The sequence below is a fragment of the Pseudomonas sp. P7758 genome (assembly GCF_013386485.1).
In the GTDB taxonomy this organism is placed as follows: domain Bacteria; phylum Pseudomonadota; class Gammaproteobacteria; order Pseudomonadales; family Pseudomonadaceae; genus Aquipseudomonas.
Genome location: NZ_JACARS010000083.1, coordinates 30,118 through 49,718 on the forward strand (window position 1 = coordinate 30,118; position 19,601 = coordinate 49,718).

Consider the following 19,601-nt stretch of genomic DNA (forward strand, 5'->3'; position numbering starts at 1 on the left):
ATCATGGCAGATGCCGCACACCGGCGTATGACTAAAGCGCAGCGCGCGGGTAATGTGGTGCCCTCGCCCGTCCAATTCAGGAGCATCGCATGCGCACCATCGGCCTTATCGGCGGCATGAGCTGGGAGTCCAGCGCCGAGTATTACCGCATCATCAACCAGAACGTGCGCGACCAGCTCGGGCCTCTGCGCTCGGCACAACTGTTGATGTACAGCGTCGACTTCGGCCCGGTGGAGCAGGCCCAGCACGCCGGGCGCTGGGACGACGCGGCGCTGATCCTCGAAGACGCCGCCCGCCGCCTGCAAGCCGGTGGCGCCGAATGCATCGTGCTGTGTACCAACACCATGCACTTGGTAGCGCCGCAGATTGAAGCGGCGGTGTCGATACCGTTTCTGCATATTGCAGACGCTGCCGGCGCGGCGGCCGTGGAAGCTGGCACCCTGAGCGTTGGCCTGCTGGGTACCGCGTTTACCATGGAGCAGGAGTTTCTCAAGTCACGCCTGGCGGCGCAGGGGCTGACCGTGCTGGTGCCGGACGCTGAAGAGCGCCAGGCCGTGCACCGGATCATTTACGAAGAGTTATGCGTCGGGGTGATCAGCGACGCATCGCGCGAGGTGTACCAGCGGGTGATCGAGTCTTTGGCCGCCCGTGGCGCCCAGGCCATCATCCTCGGCTGTACGGAAATCAGCCTGTTGATCAAGCCGCAGCACAGCGACCTGCCCTTGCTGGACACCACCGAGCTGCATGCGCAGGCTGCGGTGGCGTTTGCGTTGCAGGACGACTAGGCCGGCTTGCGGATGCGCGCCATGGTCAGCGTGTCGACGAATGCGCCGTCACGCACGGCGTAGTCGCGCAGCAGGCCTTCGGTCTCGAAGCCGAACTTGTGGTACAGCCGGTGGGCGGCTTCGTTGTCGGCGTACACCGTGAGTTCCACCCGGTGCAGGTTCATCCAGTTATCCGCCACCTCCAGCGCCGCGCCCAGCAGCCGGGAGCCCACGCCCTTGCCCTGCCAGGCGGTGGCGACGCCCATGCCGAATGAACCGACGTGGCTTTGGCGCACGCGCAAATACTGTTCCAAACCCAGCTGGCCGATCACTTCACCGGCATGCAGCGCCACCAGCTGTAGCCGCCGCTCGTTGTCCTGCACCAGGCGTTTGCGCCAGGCCTCGACTGACTGGAAAGGCATTTGCAGCACCTGACGGCAGACAGCCGGGTCGTTGTAGAGCGCAGCGACGCCTTCAAGGTGGGCCTCGGTGAAGCGCGTGATCACGATTTTGGGTTCAGGTGTGTGCATGGTGTTTCGTCCTTTGAAAAACACGTGGCCGACCAGTGTAGGCGGCAAAGCCTCAGAATGGCGAGCCCTGCACTGCACTCATCGGGAACGCGAAGCCACCAATTTCCAGACCCGGGCAATGTCCGAGGCGCGCTCGCGCAACAGGCGCGGTGCCTCGCTGCAGGCCTGTTCCAGGGTAGTCGGGCCGGACGGCAAGGCGAACGCGGCATCCACACCGTGGGCGTACATCTGCTCATAGCCATCACCCAGGGTGCCGGCGATCACGATCACCGGCACGTTGTGCTGCCTGGCGATCCGCGCCACGCCAAATGGGGTCTTGCCGCGCAGGGTCTGGGCATCAAACCTGCCTTCGCCGGTGATCACCAGGTCGGCGCCACGCACGGCTTGCTCAAGCCCAACAAGCTCTGCGACCACTTCAACACCCGCGCGAAACTGCGCGCCAAGGAACGCCTTGGCGGCGAAACCCAAGCCACCGGCGGCGCCGCTGCCGGGTTCGTCGCGTACGTCTTTGGGCAATACCCTGGCGCAGTGATCGGCAAAATGGCCGAGGGCCGCATCCAGTTGTTCGACTTGCTGGGGATTGGCGCCCTTTTGCGGGCCAAAAATCGCCGAGGCCCCGTGAGGACCGCATAAAGGGTTGTTCACGTCGGCGGCGATTTCGAAGCGCACTTCATTCAGGCGGGGGTCCAGTTGTTCAAGGCTGATGCGCGACAGCTTGCCCAGCGCCAGGCCGCCAAGGGGCAGCGCTGCTCCCTCGGCATCAAACAACTGCACACCCAGGGCTAGCATCGCCCCGGCGCCGCCGTCGTTGGTGGCGCTGCCGCCAATGGCCAGGATGATGCGCTGGGCGCCGGCATCCAGGGCGGCGCGGATCAGTTCGCCAGTGCCGAAGGTGCTGCTGGAACACGCATTTCGCTGACCCGGTGGCACGAGTTGCAGGCCGCTGGCTTCGGCCATTTCGATGATTGCGGTGTGGCTCTCGGCCAACCAGCCCCAATGCGCGTCGACACTGCCGCCCAATGGCCCTTGCACACGGCTGGTGCGCAGCTCGCCCTGGCAGGCGGCGAGTACCGATTCCACCGTGCCCTCACCACCGTCCGCCATTGGGCACTTGATCAGCTCGGCGTCGGGCCACACGCTGGCCAACCCCTCGGCAATGGCATTCGCCACGCCTTCAGCACTCAGGCTGTCCTTGAACGAGTCGGGGGCGATGATGATTTTCATGGGCTTTCTCCGGTTTTTATAACGCCCATGCTGCCAGTTGGCACCGGCAATAACGCCGGTCCATTGCACAAGAGTGGCTGGGGTTTGTTGTTCATTTGGACAAAGCTTGCGGCAATAGCTGCACGCCGAGGTACAACGCGAGCATGCCGTCGAGGGTCAGCGGGTCGACGCCGCTCAGCTCGGCGATGCGTTCCATGCGATAGCGCAGGCTGTTGCGGTGGATCCCCAGGGCATCGGCGCAGGCCTGGCTTTGGCCGTCGTGGTCGCACCAGCTGCGCAGGGTCGCCAGCAACTGGCCGTTGCTGTCCTTGGCCAGTACCTTGCGCAGCGGGTTGAGCAGTTCGTCGAGGGCGTCGTCGTTGCGGTGGCGCCAGAGCATGACCGGCAGGCGGTAGCGATTGAGGGTCAGCAACCGCGATTCGGGCAGCACATCACGGCCATAGGCGAGCAGGTCGCCGACCCGCCGGTAACAACGGCGCAGGCCGGCCAGCCCGTCCGCTTGCCCGCCGACGGCGACCCGCAGGATGTTCCAGCCCAGGCCGTCGAGCTTTTCCAGCAGGCGCGGGTTATCGACTTGCACCGACGCAGGCCGGCACCACAGCAGGGAAAACTGCGCGGAGCTGACGCACCAGCTGTCGGGGTAGCGCGAGGTCAGCCAGGCGCTCAAGGCCTCGGCCGACTGGCCGCTGCCCAGCTCGAACAGGTACGGCGTGCGCGCCAGCTGCGGCTTGAGGCCCAGTTGCTGGGCTTCATCCACCAGGCGCGGCGAATCGCCGGTCTCGGCCAGCAGCAGTGCCAGCAGATCATCGCAGCGCTGGCGCCGCCATTGCTGCTCGGCTTGCTGGTGACGCTGGCTGACCAGCATTTCGGCAGTCATGCGCACCAGTTCGGCATAGGTGCGCAGCAATTCCGGCTCACCGGTAATGCCCAGCACGCCGATCAGGCGCTGGTCGTGCAGCAGCGGCAGGTTGATCCCGGGTTGCACGCCCTTGAGGTGCTTGGCGGTCTGGCCGTCGATCTCCACCACCCGCCCGTTGGCCAGCACCAACTGCGCGCCTTCGTGGCGGGTGTTGATCCGCTCGGGTTCGCCGCTGCCCAGGATCAGGCCCTGGCTGTCCATGACGTTGACGTTATAGGGCAGGATCGCCATGGTGCGATTGACGATATCCTGCGCCAGGTCATGATCCAGCTCGAACATGGGGCTAAATTCCTGAAAAAAACCGGTTGTTCATAGGCACAGCGCAAACCATGCTTCACTGTGCGCGAGCACAAAGACAGCACCCCTTGAGGTGGCCGAGACTCGTTGGGCGATCAACGTTACCCTCGCATCGCGAAAAATCATAATAAAGAGAGACTGCCATGTCACAGAGCGCCGCTGTTACCCAGGCCACCGATGACGATAAAAACGCCGTATACAAGCGCATCACCCTGCGCCTGATCCCCTTCATTTTCATCTGCTACCTGTTCAACTACCTCGACCGCGTCAACGTCGGCTTTGCCAAGTTGCAGATGCTCGACGACCTGAAATTCAGCGAGACCGTGTACGGCCTCGGTGCCGGGATCTTCTTTATCGGCTACGTGCTGTGCGGCGTGCCGAGCAACCTGGCGCTGACCAAATTCGGTCCACGGCGCTGGATTGCGCTGATGATGATCGTCTGGGGCGCCCTGTCCACCTGCCTGTTGTTCGTTACCACACCGACGCACTTCTACGGCTTGCGCCTGCTGACCGGCGCCGCTGAAGCCGGGTTCTTCCCGGGCGTGGTGCTGTACCTCTCGCAGTGGTTCCCGACCTTCCGCCGTGGGCGGATCATGGCGCTGTTCATGTCGGCGATTCCGGTATCCGGCCTGCTCGGCAGCCCGTTCTCCGGCTGGATCCTCAACCACTTCGCCGCCGGCCAGGGCGGGCTTGCGGGCTGGCAGTGGATGTTCCTGCTGCAAGGCGTGCCGACGGTGATCCTCGGCGCCCTCGCCTACTTCCTGCTCAGCGACAGCTTTGCCAACGCCAAGTGGCTCACGTCCCATGAGCGCGCGGTGCTGGAAGCCGACCAGGCGACCGACCTGGCCAACAAGCCGAAGACCACCAGCGACTCGCTGCTGGAAGTGTTCAAGAACCCGGCGATCTGGGCGTTCGGCCTGATCTACTTCTGCATCCAGAGCGGTGTGTACGCCATCAACTTCTGGCTGCCATCGATCATCAAGAACATGGGCTTCAGCGATAACCTGGTGATTGGCTGGTTGAGTGCGATCCCGTACCTGCTGGCGGCGGTGTTCATGCTGCTGGTGGGCCGCTCTGCCGACTTGCGCAAGGAGCGTCGCTGGCACCTGGTGGTGCCGATGCTGATGGGCGCGATCGGGCTGGTGATTGCGGTGAACTTTGCAACCACGCCGGCCATTGCGATCCTCGGCCTGACCATCGCCACCATGGGTGCCCTCACCGGCCTGCCGATGTTCTGGCCGGTGCCAACCGCGATGCTCAGCGCAGGTGCGGCAGCGGGTGGTCTGGCGTTGATCAACTCCATGGGCCAGATGGCGGGGTTCCTCAGCCCGTATATCGTCGGGTTTGTGAAAGATGCCACCGGGTCTACGGACCTGGCGCTGTACCTGCTGGCGGCGGTGATCGTCGCGGGCAGTGTGTTGGCGTTGCGCATGACGCGCACACTCAAGGCTTGAATCAGCGCTGACCGGTGCCGCGATATCGAGGGCGGCGCCGGTCATCTATCTGCTCATATAAAGGCGTGTTTTTATAGGCAAACAACTGCCTGACAGCCGTATTAACCTCTACGCCCATTCCAGGTAACAAATAGGCTACAACCTTTACCCAGCCTTTACTTTCGTACTCCATCATCCCGTCCGAAACCGCTGTCTGAAGCATATGCCCGGGGATATTATCAAGACCGGTTCGGTGCATACGTAGAGGACTTATCATGATCAGTCGACTCTCAAAAATGAAAGTAGCCATGTTGCTCATTGCCACCCTCGCCATCGCAGGGCAAGCAGAAGCCCGTGGAGGATATGGCTATGGCTGGGGTCACGGTTATGGGTACGGGCATGGCGGTGGTTGGGGCTGGGGTGGCCCGGCTTTGCTGGGTGCGGTTGTCGGCGGTCTCGTAGTGGGTTCGGTGGTCGCCAACTCCCAGCCTCCGGTCTATGTGCAGCAGCAACCGGTTTACGTGCAGCCGCAGCCGGTGTACATCCAACAGCCGCCGCCGGTCTATTACCAGGCGCCGCCTCCAGGCTATTACTACCCGCCACAACCGGTTCCGGTGCCACGTTATTAAGCACGGCCCTGTTACTGATAATGCAGGTCCCGCCTGAAAGCGGGACCTTTTTTATTCAGCTGCCTTTAGAGTAATCCGCCGCCGTCGACATCAATCACGCTACCGGTGATAAACCCGTTCTCCATCGCCAACACATACCCGGCAGCCACTTCTTCGGCCTGCCCCACGCGCCCCACCGGCAACGCCCCGCCCGCCTTGGCAAACATTGCCAGTCGCTGCTCATCGGACAACCCGGCATACGCCTCGGTGTCGATCACCCCCGGGCTGACCACATTGACCCGCCGTGGCGCCAGTTCCTTGGCCAGTTGCTTGCCCAGCGCTTCGGTCGCCGCATTGATGCCGGTCTTGATGAATTGCCCCGCAACCGTTTTGCGCCCCAACTGCCCCGACGTCAGGGTGATGCTGCCGCGCTCGGCGAGAAATGGCAGCGCCGACTGGATCGCCCGCAGCGAACCCCAGAGCTTCACGTTGAAGTTGTCTTGCGCCAGGTTCAGGTCGGTCTCGATCAGGGCCTTGGCCTGCACCGCAGGCCCTGCGGTGTAGACCAGATGGTCAAACGGCCCCACGGTTTCGAACAAGCGCTGTAATGAGGCTGCGTCGGTCACGTCCACCTGCTCGCTGCGCACCCCGTTCTCCACGGTTGAAGACAAGCGCCGCCCGGCCAGCACCACATGGGCACCGCGTGCCACGGCCTGCTTGGCCACCGCGGCACCAATGCCGCTGCTGCCGCCAATGACGATGATGGTTTTACCGTTGAGGGGAGATGTCATGGGGAAATACCTGGCTGAGAAAATGAGCTTTCATCTTCCCAGCTTGGCAATCGTTGAAAAATCCCGGTAAAACGACAAGATCTTTAAAGGATTTTTACAAATGAGCTCAATCCTCGACCTTGAAGTGTTCGTGCGCACTGCTGACACCGGCAGCCTGTCGGCAGCCGCCCGCAGCCTCAGCCTGACCCCGGCCGCAGCGAGCATTGCCCTCAAGCGCCTGGAAACCCGCCTGGGCATCCGGCTGCTGGCGCGTTCCACCCGCAGCATGCGCCTGACCGAAGAAGGCCGGCGCTACCTCGACAGTGTGCGCGTGGCCCTGGAGGCGCTGTCGGAAGGCGAACAGGCGGTCAAGCAGCAAGGCCAGAGCCTGAGCGGGTTACTGCAATTGGCCGCGCCCTCGGATTTCGGGCGCAATGTGCTGCTGGGCTGGCTGGATGAGTTCAAGCTCGAACACCCGAACGTGCGCCTTCAGTTGCTGCTCAACGACAGCAATGCCGACCTGTTCCGCGAAACCGTCGACATCGCCCTGCGTTTCGGCGTACCACGGGACTCCAGCCTGGTCGCGTTGCCGGTGGTGCCCGACCACACGCGGGTGGCGTGCGCCAGCCCCGACTACCTCGCGCGCCACGGTACGCCACGCCTCCCCCAGGACCTGGCACAACACAGCACGCTGCGCTATATGCGCCAGGGTCGGGCGAACAACACCTGGTACTTTCGCCAGGGCGAGGTGCTGCAGGAAGTCGAGGTCGGCGGCGACTACCTCAGTGATGACGGCGAGATCGTGCGGCGCTGGGCATTGGCCGGGCACGGCATCGCCTATAAAGCGCGGCTGGATGTAGCGCGCGATATCAAGGCCGGGCGCCTGGTGCCGTTGCTCACCGATTGGCAAGGCGAACCGACCCCGTTCAATCTGATGTGTCCCCATCGGTTGCAGGTGTCGGAGCGGGTCAAGGTACTGCATCGCTTCCTGCAACTGCGCTGCGCCGAACTATTACCGCAATAACCGTTGCGGGGCTTGTTCCAGAGCCTTGCTCTCTGGTATTGGATAGGGCCTGTCTCCCCCTTTTGAGGTGTTCACGATGATTTACCGCACACTGGGCCAGTCCGGGTTGAAGGTCAGCGCACTGACCCTGGGCAGCATGATGTTTGGCGAGCAGACCAACACCGAGGACTCGCTGCGCATCATCGACAAGGCCTGGGATCAAGGCATCAACTTTATCGACACCGCCGACGTCTACACCGGCGGGCGCTCCGAGGAAATCGTCGGCGAAGCCATCGCCCGCCAGCGCCAGGATTGGGTGCTGGCCTCGAAGGTCGGCATCGGCCCGGCGGATGGCCTGCCGAACCGCAGCGGCCTGAGTCGCAAGCGGATTTTCAATGCGCTGGAAGCCAGCCTGACGCGCCTCGACACCGATTACCTGGATATCTATTACCTGCACCGCGAAGACCACAACACGCCACTGGAAGTCACGATTTCAGCGATTGGCGACTTGATCCGCGAGGGCAAGATCCGCCACTGGGGCTTGTCCAACTACCGCGGCTGGCGGATCGCTGAAGTGATCCGCGTGGCCGAGCGCCTCGGGGTGGACAAACCGATCATCAGCCAGCCGCTGTACAACATCGTCAACCGTCAGGCCGAGGTGGAGCAGATCACCGCCGCCGCCGCGTATGGCCTGGGCGTGGTGCCTTACAGCCCGCTGGCCCGTGGCGTGCTCAGCGGCAAATATGCGCCGGACGTAACGCCTGAAGCCGGCAGCCGTGCCGGACGCCAGGACAAGCGCATCCTGGAAACCGAATGGCGCGTTGAATCCCTGCGCATCGCCCAGCAGATCCAGCAATACACCCAGGGCCGTGGCGTGGGGATTGTCGAGTTCGCGATTGCCTGGGTCCTGAACAACTCGGCGGTCAGTTCGGCGATTGTCGGGCCGCGCACCGAGGCGCAGTGGGATGCCTACACCGGCGCGCTGGAGGTGAAGATCACGGCGGAGGACGAAGCATTCATCGACTCGCTGGTCACGCCAGGGCATGCGTCGACGCCAGGGTTCAATGATGTGAGCCACTTTGTGTCGGGGCGAGTTGCCCGGCCATAAGTCCCTTTTATGGGGGGACCTGAGAAATCCTCCCATAAACCGCTCCAAAACAGAGCAAACATCTCACCTCAAAAGCACTATATTCCCTCCCTGAAATCCCCCTTCTTTTGTATCAATCGGCTTTCGTGAGGACAGTGTGTCTAAAGGTGTTGTGTTATCGGTCTTGGCCTCGGTGTTGTTTGCCGTGATGTATTACTTCACGTCGCTGCTTACGCCCTTGAGCGGCCTGGAGATCTTCGGCTGGCGCATGTTGTTGACGGTGCCCTGCATGACCGTGTTCATGATTGTCAGCGGCGAGTGGCGACGGGTGTGGGAACTGGTTCGGCTGGTTGCGGCCAAACCCGCGCTGATCGGCGGGGTCGTGGTGTCTTCGGCCCTGCTGGGGGTGCAGTTGTGGCTGTTCATGTGGGCGCCGCTCAACGGTCGCAGCCTGGATGTATCGCTGGGCTATTTCCTGCTGCCATTGACGATGGTGCTGACCGGTCGGCTGGTGTATGGCGAACAATTGTCACGCCTGCAAAAGATTGCGGTGTTCTTCGCCGGTGCTGGTGTGCTGAACGAGTTGTATCAGGTGGGCGGATTCTCCTGGGCAACCCTGGTAGTGATCATCGGCTACCCGGTTTACTTCGTACTGCGCAAACGCCTGAAGACCGACCACCTCGGCGGGCTGTGGCTCGATATGGCGCTGATGTTGCCGGTGGCACTGTGGTTCGTGCAAAGCGGCGAACAGGGTTTTGCCGTGCTCGACGCCCACAAGGGTTTGTACGCCTTGATCCCGATGCTGGGCTTGATCAGTGCCTCGGCGCTGGTGTGCTACATCGTCGCCAGCCGCTTGTTGGCCTTCAGCCTGTTCGGGCTGCTCAGCTATGTAGAACCGGTGCTGCTGCTCGGCGTGGCCTTGTTGTTGGGCGAAAGCATCAAGGCGGGGGAATGGCTGACGTATCTTCCGATCTGGCTCGCGGTGATGGTGCTGGTGTTTGAAGGCTTCAAGCATTTGGTGCGTCAGCAGAAGGCCTGACAGCGCTTTTTTTTGCTGCCATTTCGAGCATTACAGCCGTTTGCGACAACCCCCCTCGGATGGCCCCGTAATACGGAATCCTGCCTTGGATTTCGTCGCCTATTTGCGTCAGTGCGGCGTCCATTTGCGCCTTTTCAACGCCAAACAGCTTACCGAGCCGGTTGCCATGATTGAGTTCAAGCAAGGTGCCGGTGACGGGGTTTTTGACGATTTTTTCGATGGACTGTGCCACATCCTCAGGCACGCCCAGTGCGATCAAGGCCGTCCCAATGCCTGAACCCGGATTCTTCAGTTGGCGGATGAACTCGTCGAACAGCCCCCATAAATCGTTGGCACCCACATTATCCAGGCTGACACTGACGACCGTTTTCAAGTATTGCTCTCGCGAAACAGGCGACAGCGGCTGGTCATTGTTCAGGCCGTTTTTCACAAAGTAGAAGTTGCCCTTGTTACCTCCTCCATGGAAGTTGCCGTAGGCATCGTACTGATAGAGTACGGTTTCTCCGTCCGGACGTGTGCCTGCGAAAGTCACCCGGCCATCACGGGTCTCAACTTTCAGGTAGGTCCCCGTCAGCCCGTTGACCGGTACCGGCGGCACGCTTGTGTGCTTGTCCAGGCGATTGAAGATATCGCCCTTTTCGTAGCCAAAAGGCCCGACCACGGCATTGATATCGCCTGCTGCGAAGCGCGTCATCGTGTCTTTTACCCGCTTTGTCTGATCGGCAGGTGCATTGCGGGAAAAATGCCCGGCAAATACATCCAACTTGTCAGGGTCGGTGGCGACCTCTTTGAGCCAGGCGTTCATTTCTCCAAGGTTATTGAATTCGAAGAACGAATTGCCCTCAACGTCAGGAATATACAACAGGACATTCGTTCCGGTTTCAGAGGCGGGTACGCGTTTGACCACCAGAATGTCGCTCGACTGGATCCCGTCCACCGCGAACGTGCAGACCTGCGCGCCGACGGTTGATGAGGTACCCGGGGCCAATACGGCATTGGCCAGTTCGACGCCTGCGGCGGTCAGCTCGCCTTGCGCACTGCTCCATTCCACGTTCGAGGAAAACGTCACGCGGGCGACAGTGGCAGGACTTAATGGGGAGGGAGCAGTTGGGGCCAAGGGACTGATGGCCGGTTCGTCGTTGACGGCTGCTGCCTGATTCAAACCTGGAGGTGGACTACCGGTGTGCGCAATGACTGTCATACATGAACCTCAACTGGGCATATGACACTGAGTAACGCTGGCAGTGAATTCCGTTCCTGGCCGCTGGCAACCGCCTGTGTCCCGATGTTTCTGCCGGGCAACAAAAAGCCCGGCCGGGTGCAATCCCGGTCGGGCTTTTTTGTGTATCGCCCAGGCGATCAGTCAGCGGTCAACACACCACGACGCACTTGGTCGCGCTCGATGGATTCGAACAGTGCCTTGAAGTTGCCTTCACCAAAGCCGTCGTCACCCTTACGCTGGATGAACTCGAAGAACACCGGGCCCATCAGGGTTTCCGAGAAGATCTGCAGCAGCAGGCGCTTGTCCCCCGCCACTGACGAGCCGTCCAGCAGGATGCCCCGTGCCTGCAGTTGATCCACCGGCTCGCCGTGGTTCGGCAGGCGGCCTTCGAGCATCTCATAATAGGTGTCTGGCGGCGCGGTCATGAAGCGCATGCCGATCTTCTTCAACGCATCCCAGGTCTTGACCAGGTCATCGGTGAGGAAGGCAACGTGCTGGATGCCCTCGCCGTTGAACTGCATCAGGAACTCTTCGATCTGCCCGGCACCCTTGGACGACTCTTCGTTCAGCGGGATGCGGATCATGCCGTCCGGGGCGCTCATGGCCTTGGAGGTCAGGCCGGTGTATTCGCCCTTGATGTCGAAATAGCGCGCCTCACGGAAATTGAACAGCTTCTCGTAGAAGTTCGCCCAGTAGGCCATGCGGCCGCGGTACACGTTGTGGGTCAAGTGGTCGATGACCTTGAGGCCCGCGCCCACCGGGTTGCGCTCGACACCTTCGAGGTACACGAAGTCGATGTCATAGATCGAGCTGCCTTCACCAAAGCGGTCGATCAGGTACAGCGGCGCGCCGCCAATGCCCTTGATCGCCGGCAGGTTCAGCTCCATCGGGCCGGTTTCGATATGGATAGGCTGGGCGCCCAGTTCCAGGGCCCGGTTGTAGGCCTGTTGCGAGTCCTTGACGCGAAACGCCATGCCGCACACCGACGGGCCGTGCTCGGCCGCAAAGTAGGAGGCGATGCTGTTGGGTTCGTTGTTGAGGATCAGGTTGATCTCGCCCTGCCGGTACAGGTGTACGTTCTTGGAACGGTGGGTCGCGACCTTGGTGAAGCCCATGATCTCGAAGATCGGCTCCAGGGTGCCCGGGGTTGGCGATGCGAATTCGATGAACTCAAAGCCCATCAGGCCCATTGGGTTTTCGTACAGGTCTGCCATTTTCGGTGCCTCATCATCATTCTTGTAATTAACAAATGTTTATTTGCGAGCAAGGATGAGGTCAGCGGGTGGCGCACAGGAGATACCCCGCACGCTGCGGGCGAGGAAGTCACCAAAGATGAGGGGGGACCCGAGTAGCTTCATGGTTACATCAGTCTCTGACGGGCGAGGCTTGCGTTAGCGCAAGTCCTTATTCTTGTATGCGTAAATCGATTCTACACAGCGTAAACAGATTTGTCCGTACTCTTATCAAATCCCCATTGCCCTGGCCCGCGCAAGGGGTTTGTTGCACAGATAGATGCCCAGCAGGATGACCGCCCCACCCAGCAGCATCGGCACGGTCAGTTGCTCGCCAAGCAGCAATGCGCCGCAGATCACTGCCGTCAGCGGATTGAGGGCGATAAATACACCCGCACGGGTGGCGCCGATGCGGCGCAGGCCATCGTAGTAGCCGATGTAGGCCAGTGCCGAGCCCAGCACGCCCAGGTACAGCAAACTCATCAGTTGGGGCAGATCAATCCGGCCCAATGCGGCCATCGTTAGCCGACCCGTCACCAGCGTGGTGATCGTCAGCATCAGCGTGCCCAGCAGGATCGACCAGGTCACGGTTTGCAACGGCCCCAGGCGCTGGTTGAGACTCCGGGAAAACAGCGAGTACACGCCCCACCCCACCACGCAGCCGAAAATCAGCAGGTCACCGACCCACGCATCTGCCGTGCCCTGCAGCAACTGCGGGTTGCGACTGACGATCACCAGCCCTGCGCCACCCAGGCACAGCGCGATCCCCACCAGCTTGAAGCAGCCCAGGCGTTCCTTGAACAGCAGCCACGAGGCCAGGCCAATCACTGCCGGGTTCAGCGCCACGATCAACGACGCCCGGGACGCATTGATGTAATGCAGGCCGTAGAAAAAACACAGGTTGTAGAAAAAGACCCCGAAAAAGCCCAGCACCATCAGTTGCACCCATTGCGCGGTGGTCGGACGCACCAGGCGAATACGCGCGACGCCCAGGAAGGCCAGCAGCGCCAGGCTGGCCAGTGCAAAGCGCACGGTCGCCGCCAACAGTGGGTCCAGGCCTGCCGCCAGATAGCGCCCGGCAACGAAGGTGCCGCCCCAGATCATGGTCACGGCTGCCAGCTTCAGATACGTCAGACGGTCAGGGCTCGGGTTCATCAGATTTCTACTCACAAGACACGGGATTGGCTTATTGTTGGGCTAATCCCCGATCATCGTAAAATGAGTAAATACTCATGACCCTTACCCAACTGGAAATCTTTTCCCTGGTGGCCGAACTGCAAGGTTTCACCAGCGCCGCCAATCGCCTGGGCATCAGCCAATCGGCGGTGTCCCATGCGATCAAATCCCTGGAGCAGGAACTGGGTGTGGAGTTGATCCGACGTCATCAGTCCCAGGTCGAACTCAGCGATATCGGCCAACAACTGCTGTTGCGCGCCCGGGCCATGCTCGGGTTGGCCAACACGCTGCAACAGGAAGCCGCCGATGCCCGCGGGATGAAGCGCGGCACGCTGCGCATCGGCTCGTTCGGGCCGACCTCATCGATTCGCTTGTTGCCCGCGATCCTGCAGCATTTTCGCGAGCAGCATCCGGGCATCGAGGTGCATGTCGACGAAGGCCCCGATCGCCAGGTGACGCAGTGGCTGGAAGAGCGGCGCGTCGACGTTGGGTTTGTGGTGCTGCCTGAAGAGCGCTTCGATACGTTCCCGTTGATTGAGGACCAACTGGTCGCGCTGCTGCCCTTGGGGCATCACTTGGGCGCGCAGCCAAGTGTCAGCCTGAAAGCGCTGTGCGGTGAACCTTTTATCCTGACCCAGGCCGGTTCGGCCGAACTGGTCTCAAGGCTGTTCGTCGGTGCAGGGTTGCAGCCGGATGTGCGTTACCGCTGCTCACAGCTGCTCAGCACCCTGGACACCGTGCGCCGGGGCGACGGTGTGACCATTGTCGCCGAGTTGTCGCTGCCTGAATCCACGCAGGCGGATTACCTGATCAAACCGCTCAAGCCTGCCGTCAAACGCCAGGTGGGGCTGGCGGTACTGGACCGTCGGCAGTCCTCGCCGGCAACCCTGGCATTTATTCAACTGGCCACACGGTTGAAGCTTTATTGAACATGCACAGACGCCTGCCGCCATCTATCATGGCCAATACCGATACGCTTTGTTGGAAGGCCACCGAGGTTGTCCCGACCGCATTTGAGCGTCCTATTGCCCTCTCCCGCTACAGGCTGCGCAAATGCCACTGACCGTCAAAGGCCCCCGAAAAGCCTCCACTCGCCACCTGATCACCCTGCTCAGTGGCGCGCTGCCCATTTTGCTGGGTGTACTTATCCTGTATTGGCAAGCCGGGCGCACCCTCGAGCACAGCACCGCGCAAACCGCCCAGGAGGCCGTGCGCCAGTTTGACCTGATGCTCGACAACACCGCCCTCGCCGCCCAGGACCTGCTGCCACTGGCCGGCCATGAATGTGATAACCCGACTCAACTGAAGCTGCGGGAACAGGTCACCCGCCGGCCGTTCGTGCGCGCCACCACCTTGTCCTGGCAGCGCAACATCTATTGCAGCTCGTTGTTTGGTGGCAACTACCAGTCCCCGGTCAACCCTGAGGACTACGTCGGCGGTCGTCTCTGGCTGATGAAAGGCAACCCGGTGACACCCGACACCGCATTGCTGGTGTATCGCCTCACCGAGGGAGACCGGGGGGCCTTCGCCTCCATTGATGGCTACCACTTGACCAACGCGTTGCGCCTGATCAGTCGATATACCGACCTGGTGTTGCAGGTGGGGCCTAACTGGCTGGCGTCGGATGGCAAGGTGCACAGCACAGCGCTGCCGACATTTTCCGTCGCGCATCATCATCTCGACTCCACGCGGTATACCTACAGCGTGGAAGCCGGGATGCCGGAGGGTGAAACCTGGCGCTACATGCAGGCGCGGTATCCCGCGCTGTTCGTTCTGGTGGTGTTTTTCGGCGTGCTGGCAGGCATCCTCGCCCACTGGCTGCAAAAGCGCTCATCGGCACCGACCCTGGAACTGCAACGGGCCCTGGGCGCCAATGAATTTGTGCCCTATTACCAGCCAGTGGTGCGTGGCGACAACATCCGGCAGTGGGCCGGCTGTGAAGTGCTGATGCGCTGGAATCATCCCAGGGAAGGTCTGGTGCGCCCGGACCTGTTCATTCCCCTGGCCGAACATTCGGGCCTGATCGTACCGATGACCCGCGCCCTGATGCGCCAGACCGCCGCACAGTTGGCGCCCCACACCGCGCAGTTTGCCGACAATTTTCACGTGGGCATCAACATTACCGCTCGCCATTGTCACGACCTGGGGCTGGTGGAGGACTGCCGGGAGTTCCTCGCTGCCTTCCCGCCGGGCAAGGTGATCCTGGTCCTTGAGTTGACCGAGCGCGAGTTGATCGAACCCACGGATATCACCCGCCAGCTGTTCCAGGCGCTGCATGAAATGGGGGTAATGATCGCAATCGACGACTTTGGCACCGGCCACTCCAGCCTGGGTTATTTGCGCAACTTCAATGTCGATTACTTGAAGATAGATCAAAGCTTCGTGGCAATGATCGGTGTTGATGCACTCTCGCGGCATATACTCGACAGCATCATTGAACTGTCTGCCAAGCTGGACCTGGGCATCGTTGCCGAAGGCGTCGAAACACAAGAACAATGCGACTATCTGGCGGCCCAAGGCGTTGATTTCTTGCAAGGCTACCTGTTTGGCAAGCCTGTACCTTGCGACGAGTTCATTAGATTCCTGAACAGCCATTGAATAGCCAGCCACTTCAACGGAAATATTGTTATTTATACAAAAGACATGATTTACTCATGACTGATTAACTACTACAATTTTTCCTGCCTGTGCTGAATTGGCAGGAAGGCCACTTTCATTGAGTCGCCTTAAGGCTCTTGGCTTATCGCTTTGTTTGCAGTAGATATCAGCCAAATACACTATTGGAGTATAGATTTTGTCCAGACTCGCCGAATTTCGCGCAGCAGAAAAAGCCCTTCAAGAGCAGCTTGCCCAGCTGGAATCCCTGAAGAACGATGCTGGTTTGAAGAAAGAAATCGAATTCGAAGAAAAGCTGCAAGGGCTGATGAAGACCTACGGCAAAAGCCTGCGCGACATCATCTCCATCCTGGATCCTAACCCGGGCAAGTCCGGCGCTTCCGTCGCTGCCGCACCCAAACAGCGCCGTGCCCGCGTCGTCAAGGTTTACCACAACCCGCACACGGGTGAACTGATCGAAACCAAGGGCGGCAACCATCGCGGCCTGAAGGCGTGGAAAGAACAGTACGGCGCAGCCACTGTAGACTCCTGGCTTCGCGGCTAATGCTTTGCGGCTAGTACAAACGCACTAAGAAAAGCCCTGCACATGCAGGGCTTTTTTGTTTACAGGCATCGATAGTGAAACAAATCAGGACGCTGGCACTTTCAAAAACGAACTTTAAAAAACATTTCACTTTGTTCAAATCCACTTATTTGTCGCGATGCCTACAACGCTCAAAGTTTAAGGCTGTCACGCACCGAACTGACTTCATCCTTGCTTGATTCGTAAGCGTCGGCCTGGCCTGCGTATGAAAAAACATAGGCCTTATCGGTATCGACAGCCCCCACCAACGTTTGCGACAGCACATGCCGACCGTTCTCGGTGATTACACAGGTAGTTTCCAATGCCTCAAGCCGGCTCAATGTTGTGGGGTGCATCTTGGTGCACACACTTTGATAACCACCCTGGGCAAAGTCCTTCTGGATGGATTTGCGCATTTCCAGCAGCACGCCTTGCAGGTTGACCGTATGCCCCGCTTCGATTGGCGTGCCCGTCAACTCCATGACCATCAAGGTCGCGCCATTCTCATCATTCTTTATGGCCCGCTGGCGGGACACCGCCGACGGTTGCGCCGGGGCCTGGTCGTCGGGCGCCACTTCCTCTACCTGCCAGCCGCTGGGCCAATGAATTTCTGGGTCAGCCGCCCATGCAGCGGTGCTGCCCAGCAACAGGCTCAGGGTACTCAACAACGGTGCGCGAAATCCGGTCATTACGAAAAACACTCAAGGTTCAAGCGACAAAGTTTGGGCCCCTGCACCCGCTGGCCGCAAGGGTTGCGTGACCTTTTTCATTTGGCGCAACCGGCAGGGCTGCGTATCATGGACCGGCTGCACGGATGCCAGCCGCAAGCCAAGGGATGCTCCAACCGGAGCCACGTTTGCCCCATTTTTCTCTGGAGGGCCCATGAGCCTGCACGAACTGAACACTTTCCCGGGCGTCACCGCCCAGCCTGACACCGCCACCACGAACTTCGTGTTCAACCACACCATGCTGCGGGTCAAGGACATCACCAAGTCGCTGGATTTCTACACCCGCGTACTGGGTTTTTCCCTGGTTGAAAAACGTGACTTCCCGGAAGCCGAATTCAGCCTGTACTTCCTGGCCCTGGTCGACAAGGCCCAGATCCCGGCCGACGCTGCCGCCCGCACCCAGTGGATGAAGTCGATCCCGGGTATCCTCGAACTGACCCACAACCACGGCACCGAAAACGACGCGGACTTTGCCTACCACAACGGCAACACCGACCCGCGTGGCTTTGGCCATATCTGCATCTCGGTGCCGGACATCGTTGCTGCCTGCGCGCGCTTTGAAGAACTGGGCTGCGACTTCCAGAAGCGCCTGAGTGACGGCCGCATGAAAAGCCTGGCCTTCGTGAAAGACCCGGATGCGTACTGGGTTGAAATCATTCAGCCAACGCCGCTGTAAGGTTCCGCCGGCAATAAAAAACCCCATGATCACTCATGGGGTTTTTCATTTCCGGGCCGGAATTTACGCCGGGGCGGAAGTGCGGATCAGGTGATCGAAAGCACTCAGGGAAGCCTTGGCGCCCTCGCCTACTGCAATCACGATCTGCTTGTACGGCACAGTCGTTACGTCACCGGCGGCAAAAACACCTGGCAGCGAAGTCTCACCACGTGCATCGACGATGATCTCGCCACGTGGAGTCAACTCCACAGTGCCTTTGAGCCAGTCGGTGTTGGGCAGCAAACCGATCTGTACAAAGATGCCTTCCAGGTCGATAGTCTTGAATTCGCCACTGTCGCGATCCTTGTAGGCCAGGCCGGTAACTTTCTGGCCATCCCCCTTGACCTCACTGGTCAGCGCGCTGGTAATCACGTCAACGTTCGGCAGGCTGTACAGCTTGCGCTGCAACACGGCGTCGGCGCGCAACTTGCTGTCAAACTCAAGCAAGGTCACGTGGCTGACGATACCGGCCAGGTCGATGGCTGCTTCAACGCCGGAGTTACCGCCGCCGATCACCGCCACGCGCTTGCCCTTGAACAGCGGGCCGTCGCAGTGCGGGCAGAAGCACACGCCTTTGGCCTTGTATTCCTGCTCGCCCGGTACACCCATTTCACGCCAGCGGGCACCGGTGGCCAGGATCACGGTCTTGGACTTGAGGGTCGCACCGCTTTCGAAACGGATTTCGTGCAGCTCACCGTTGTTTTTCGCCGGGATCAGCGCAGTAGCACGCTGCAGGTTCATGATGTCCACGTCGTACTGACGCACGTGGGCCTCCAGGGCGCTGGCGAGTTTCGGCCCTTCGGTTTCCTGTACCGAGATAAAGTTCTCGATCGACATGGTGTCCAGCACCTGCCCGCCGAAGCGCTCGGCTGCAACACCGGTACGGATGCCTTTACGTGCAGCGTAGATAGCCGCTGCCGAACCCGCTGGGCCACCGCCGACGACAAGTACGTCGAACGCATCTTTGGCGCTGATTTTCTCGGCGGCTTTTTCGATACCGCTGGTGTCGAGCTTGGCGAGGATTTCTTCCAGGCCCATGCGGCCCTGGCCGAAGTTCACACCATTCAAGTAAACGCTGGGCACGGCCATGATCTGACGATCATCGACTTCTGCCTGGAACAGCGCACCGTCGATGGCGACGTGGCGGATGTTCGGGTTCAATACTGCCATCAGGTTCAGCGCCTGGACCACGTCCGGGCAGTTCTGGCACGACAGCGAGAAGTAAGTCTCGAAGCTGAACTCGCCTTTAAGGGCGCGAATCTGTTCAATCACTTCGACACTGGCCTTCGAGGGGTGGCCGCCGACTTGCAGCAGCGCCAATACCAGCGAAGTGAATTCATGGCCCATTGGGATGCCGGCAAAACGCAGGCTGATATCGGCACCCGGGCGGTTGATGGAGAACGATGGCTTGCGCGCATCATTGCCATCGCTTTTCAGGGTAATCAGCGTCGAAAGGCTGGCTACATCCTGCAAGAGGGCAAGCATTTCCTGGGATTTCGCACCGTCATCGAGGGAGGCGACGATCTCGATCGGCTGGGTGACCCGTTCCAGGTATGACTTCAACTGAGCTTTAAGATTGGCGTCCAACATACGGGCGATTTCCTATTAATTCGGTTTATTGCAGACAAAAAAACGCCCGAGCGAATCTCGCCCGGGCGTTTCGAGGGCGGATGCAG

The 19,601-nt window shown here is 60.5% G+C and carries 20 protein-coding genes; 10 read left to right on the forward strand and 10 right to left on the reverse strand.

The genetic code is table 11. The features are described 5' to 3' along the window. Positions 1-89 precede the first annotated feature (89 nt). The gene (locus HX873_RS18640) at positions 90-785 is read left to right on the forward strand and encodes an aspartate/glutamate racemase family protein (protein WP_008432548.1); all 696 of its coding nucleotides are present in this window, start codon (positions 90-92) and stop codon (positions 783-785) included. On the opposite strand, the gene HX873_RS18645 is transcribed toward HX873_RS18640, so the two are convergent. From HX873_RS18645 to HX873_RS18655, 3 genes are all read right to left on the reverse strand, one after another. Continuing rightward, positions 782-1,294, reverse strand: a complete 513-nt coding sequence (locus tag HX873_RS18645) for a GNAT family N-acetyltransferase (RefSeq protein WP_003212556.1) — start codon at positions 1,292-1,294, stop codon at positions 782-784. The genes HX873_RS18640 and HX873_RS18645 overlap by 4 nt on opposite strands. A 78-nt stretch (positions 1,295-1,372) precedes the next feature. Continuing rightward, on the reverse strand, positions 1,373-2,518 hold the full coding sequence (locus tag HX873_RS18650; protein WP_177123022.1) for a glycerate kinase: 1,146 nt from the start codon (positions 2,516-2,518) through the stop codon (positions 1,373-1,375). Between the two features lie 91 nt (positions 2,519-2,609). Continuing rightward, on the reverse strand, positions 2,610-3,716 hold the full coding sequence (locus HX873_RS18655) for a sugar diacid recognition domain-containing protein (protein ID WP_003212558.1): 1,107 nt from the start codon (positions 3,714-3,716) through the stop codon (positions 2,610-2,612). A gap of 161 nt (positions 3,717-3,877) precedes the next feature. Between HX873_RS18655 and HX873_RS18660 the strand changes: the two genes are divergently transcribed. Further along, on the forward strand, positions 3,878-5,188 hold the full coding sequence (locus HX873_RS18660) for an MFS transporter (protein ID WP_177123023.1): 1,311 nt from the start codon (positions 3,878-3,880) through the stop codon (positions 5,186-5,188). Between the two features lies 1 nt (position 5,189). Here HX873_RS18660 and HX873_RS18665 read toward each other — a convergent pair whose 3' ends face one another. Continuing rightward, positions 5,190-5,477 (reverse strand): hypothetical protein, encoded by a 288-nt coding sequence (locus tag HX873_RS18665; RefSeq protein WP_087693889.1) that lies wholly within the window; start codon positions 5,475-5,477, stop codon positions 5,190-5,192. Between HX873_RS18665 and HX873_RS18670 the strand changes: the two genes are divergently transcribed. Beyond that, complete coding sequence (locus HX873_RS18670; protein ID WP_023658819.1) at positions 5,443-5,796, forward strand: hypothetical protein; 354 nt, start codon at positions 5,443-5,445, stop codon at positions 5,794-5,796. The genes HX873_RS18665 and HX873_RS18670 overlap by 35 nt on opposite strands. Positions 5,797-5,861: 65 nt before the next feature. On the opposite strand, the gene HX873_RS18675 is transcribed toward HX873_RS18670, so the two are convergent. Then, positions 5,862-6,566: an SDR family oxidoreductase gene (locus tag HX873_RS18675; protein WP_177023081.1), complete on the reverse strand. Its 705-nt coding sequence runs from the start codon at positions 6,564-6,566 to the stop codon at positions 5,862-5,864. A gap of 100 nt (positions 6,567-6,666) precedes the next feature. Between HX873_RS18675 and HX873_RS18680 the strand changes: the two genes are divergently transcribed. From HX873_RS18680 to rarD, 3 genes are all read left to right on the forward strand, one after another. Next, positions 6,667-7,569: a LysR family transcriptional regulator gene (locus tag HX873_RS18680; protein WP_008432540.1), complete on the forward strand. Its 903-nt coding sequence runs from the start codon at positions 6,667-6,669 to the stop codon at positions 7,567-7,569. 76 nt (positions 7,570-7,645) lie between these two features. Further along, positions 7,646-8,656: an aldo/keto reductase gene (locus tag HX873_RS18685; protein ID WP_008432538.1), complete on the forward strand. Its 1,011-nt coding sequence runs from the start codon at positions 7,646-7,648 to the stop codon at positions 8,654-8,656. Between the two features lie 136 nt (positions 8,657-8,792). Continuing rightward, positions 8,793-9,674: an EamA family transporter RarD gene (gene rarD, locus HX873_RS18690; RefSeq protein ID WP_177123024.1), complete on the forward strand. Its 882-nt coding sequence runs from the start codon at positions 8,793-8,795 to the stop codon at positions 9,672-9,674. Here the strand turns inward: rarD and HX873_RS18695 are convergent. The 3 genes from HX873_RS18695 to HX873_RS18705 all read right to left on the reverse strand — a co-directional run bounded on the left by HX873_RS18695 (position 9,643) and on the right by HX873_RS18705 (position 13,283). Next, complete coding sequence (locus tag HX873_RS18695; protein ID WP_256349642.1) at positions 9,643-10,875, reverse strand: dermonecrotic toxin domain-containing protein; 1,233 nt, start codon at positions 10,873-10,875, stop codon at positions 9,643-9,645. The genes rarD and HX873_RS18695 overlap by 32 nt on opposite strands. A gap of 158 nt (positions 10,876-11,033) precedes the next feature. After that, on the reverse strand, positions 11,034-12,110 hold the full coding sequence (gene hppD, locus HX873_RS18700) for a 4-hydroxyphenylpyruvate dioxygenase (protein WP_003212566.1): 1,077 nt from the start codon (positions 12,108-12,110) through the stop codon (positions 11,034-11,036). A 249-nt stretch (positions 12,111-12,359) separates the two neighbouring features. Beyond that, positions 12,360-13,283 carry a DMT family transporter gene (locus tag HX873_RS18705; RefSeq protein ID WP_177123025.1) on the reverse strand — a complete coding sequence of 308 codons (924 nt, stop codon included), beginning with the start codon at positions 13,281-13,283 and terminating at the stop codon, positions 12,360-12,362. Between the two features lie 77 nt (positions 13,284-13,360). Between HX873_RS18705 and HX873_RS18710 the strand changes: the two genes are divergently transcribed. The 3 genes from HX873_RS18710 to HX873_RS18720 all read left to right on the forward strand — a co-directional run bounded on the left by HX873_RS18710 (position 13,361) and on the right by HX873_RS18720 (position 16,464). After that, positions 13,361-14,233: a LysR family transcriptional regulator gene (locus HX873_RS18710; protein ID WP_003212568.1), complete on the forward strand. Its 873-nt coding sequence runs from the start codon at positions 13,361-13,363 to the stop codon at positions 14,231-14,233. 124 nt (positions 14,234-14,357) lie between these two features. Beyond that, on the forward strand, positions 14,358-15,902 hold the full coding sequence (locus HX873_RS18715; RefSeq protein WP_177123026.1) for an EAL domain-containing protein: 1,545 nt from the start codon (positions 14,358-14,360) through the stop codon (positions 15,900-15,902). Positions 15,903-16,098: 196 nt separating this feature from the next. Beyond that, the gene (locus HX873_RS18720) at positions 16,099-16,464 is read left to right on the forward strand and encodes a histone-like nucleoid-structuring protein, MvaT/MvaU family (protein WP_003212570.1); all 366 of its coding nucleotides are present in this window, start codon (positions 16,099-16,101) and stop codon (positions 16,462-16,464) included. A gap of 170 nt (positions 16,465-16,634) precedes the next feature. Here HX873_RS18720 and HX873_RS18725 read toward each other — a convergent pair whose 3' ends face one another. After that, positions 16,635-17,171, reverse strand: coding sequence for a DUF4946 domain-containing protein (locus HX873_RS18725; RefSeq protein WP_177123027.1), 537 nt, complete (start codon positions 17,169-17,171; stop codon positions 16,635-16,637). A 193-nt stretch (positions 17,172-17,364) separates the two neighbouring features. Here HX873_RS18725 and gloA point away from each other — a divergent pair, with 193 nt between their 5' ends. Then, positions 17,365-17,886 carry a lactoylglutathione lyase gene (gene gloA, locus HX873_RS18730; protein WP_003212572.1) on the forward strand — a complete coding sequence of 174 codons (522 nt, stop codon included), beginning with the start codon at positions 17,365-17,367 and terminating at the stop codon, positions 17,884-17,886. Positions 17,887-17,949: 63 nt separating this feature from the next. Here gloA and ahpF read toward each other — a convergent pair whose 3' ends face one another. Continuing rightward, positions 17,950-19,515: an alkyl hydroperoxide reductase subunit F gene (gene ahpF, locus HX873_RS18735; RefSeq protein WP_003212573.1), complete on the reverse strand. Its 1,566-nt coding sequence runs from the start codon at positions 19,513-19,515 to the stop codon at positions 17,950-17,952. Positions 19,516-19,601 lie beyond the last annotated feature (86 nt).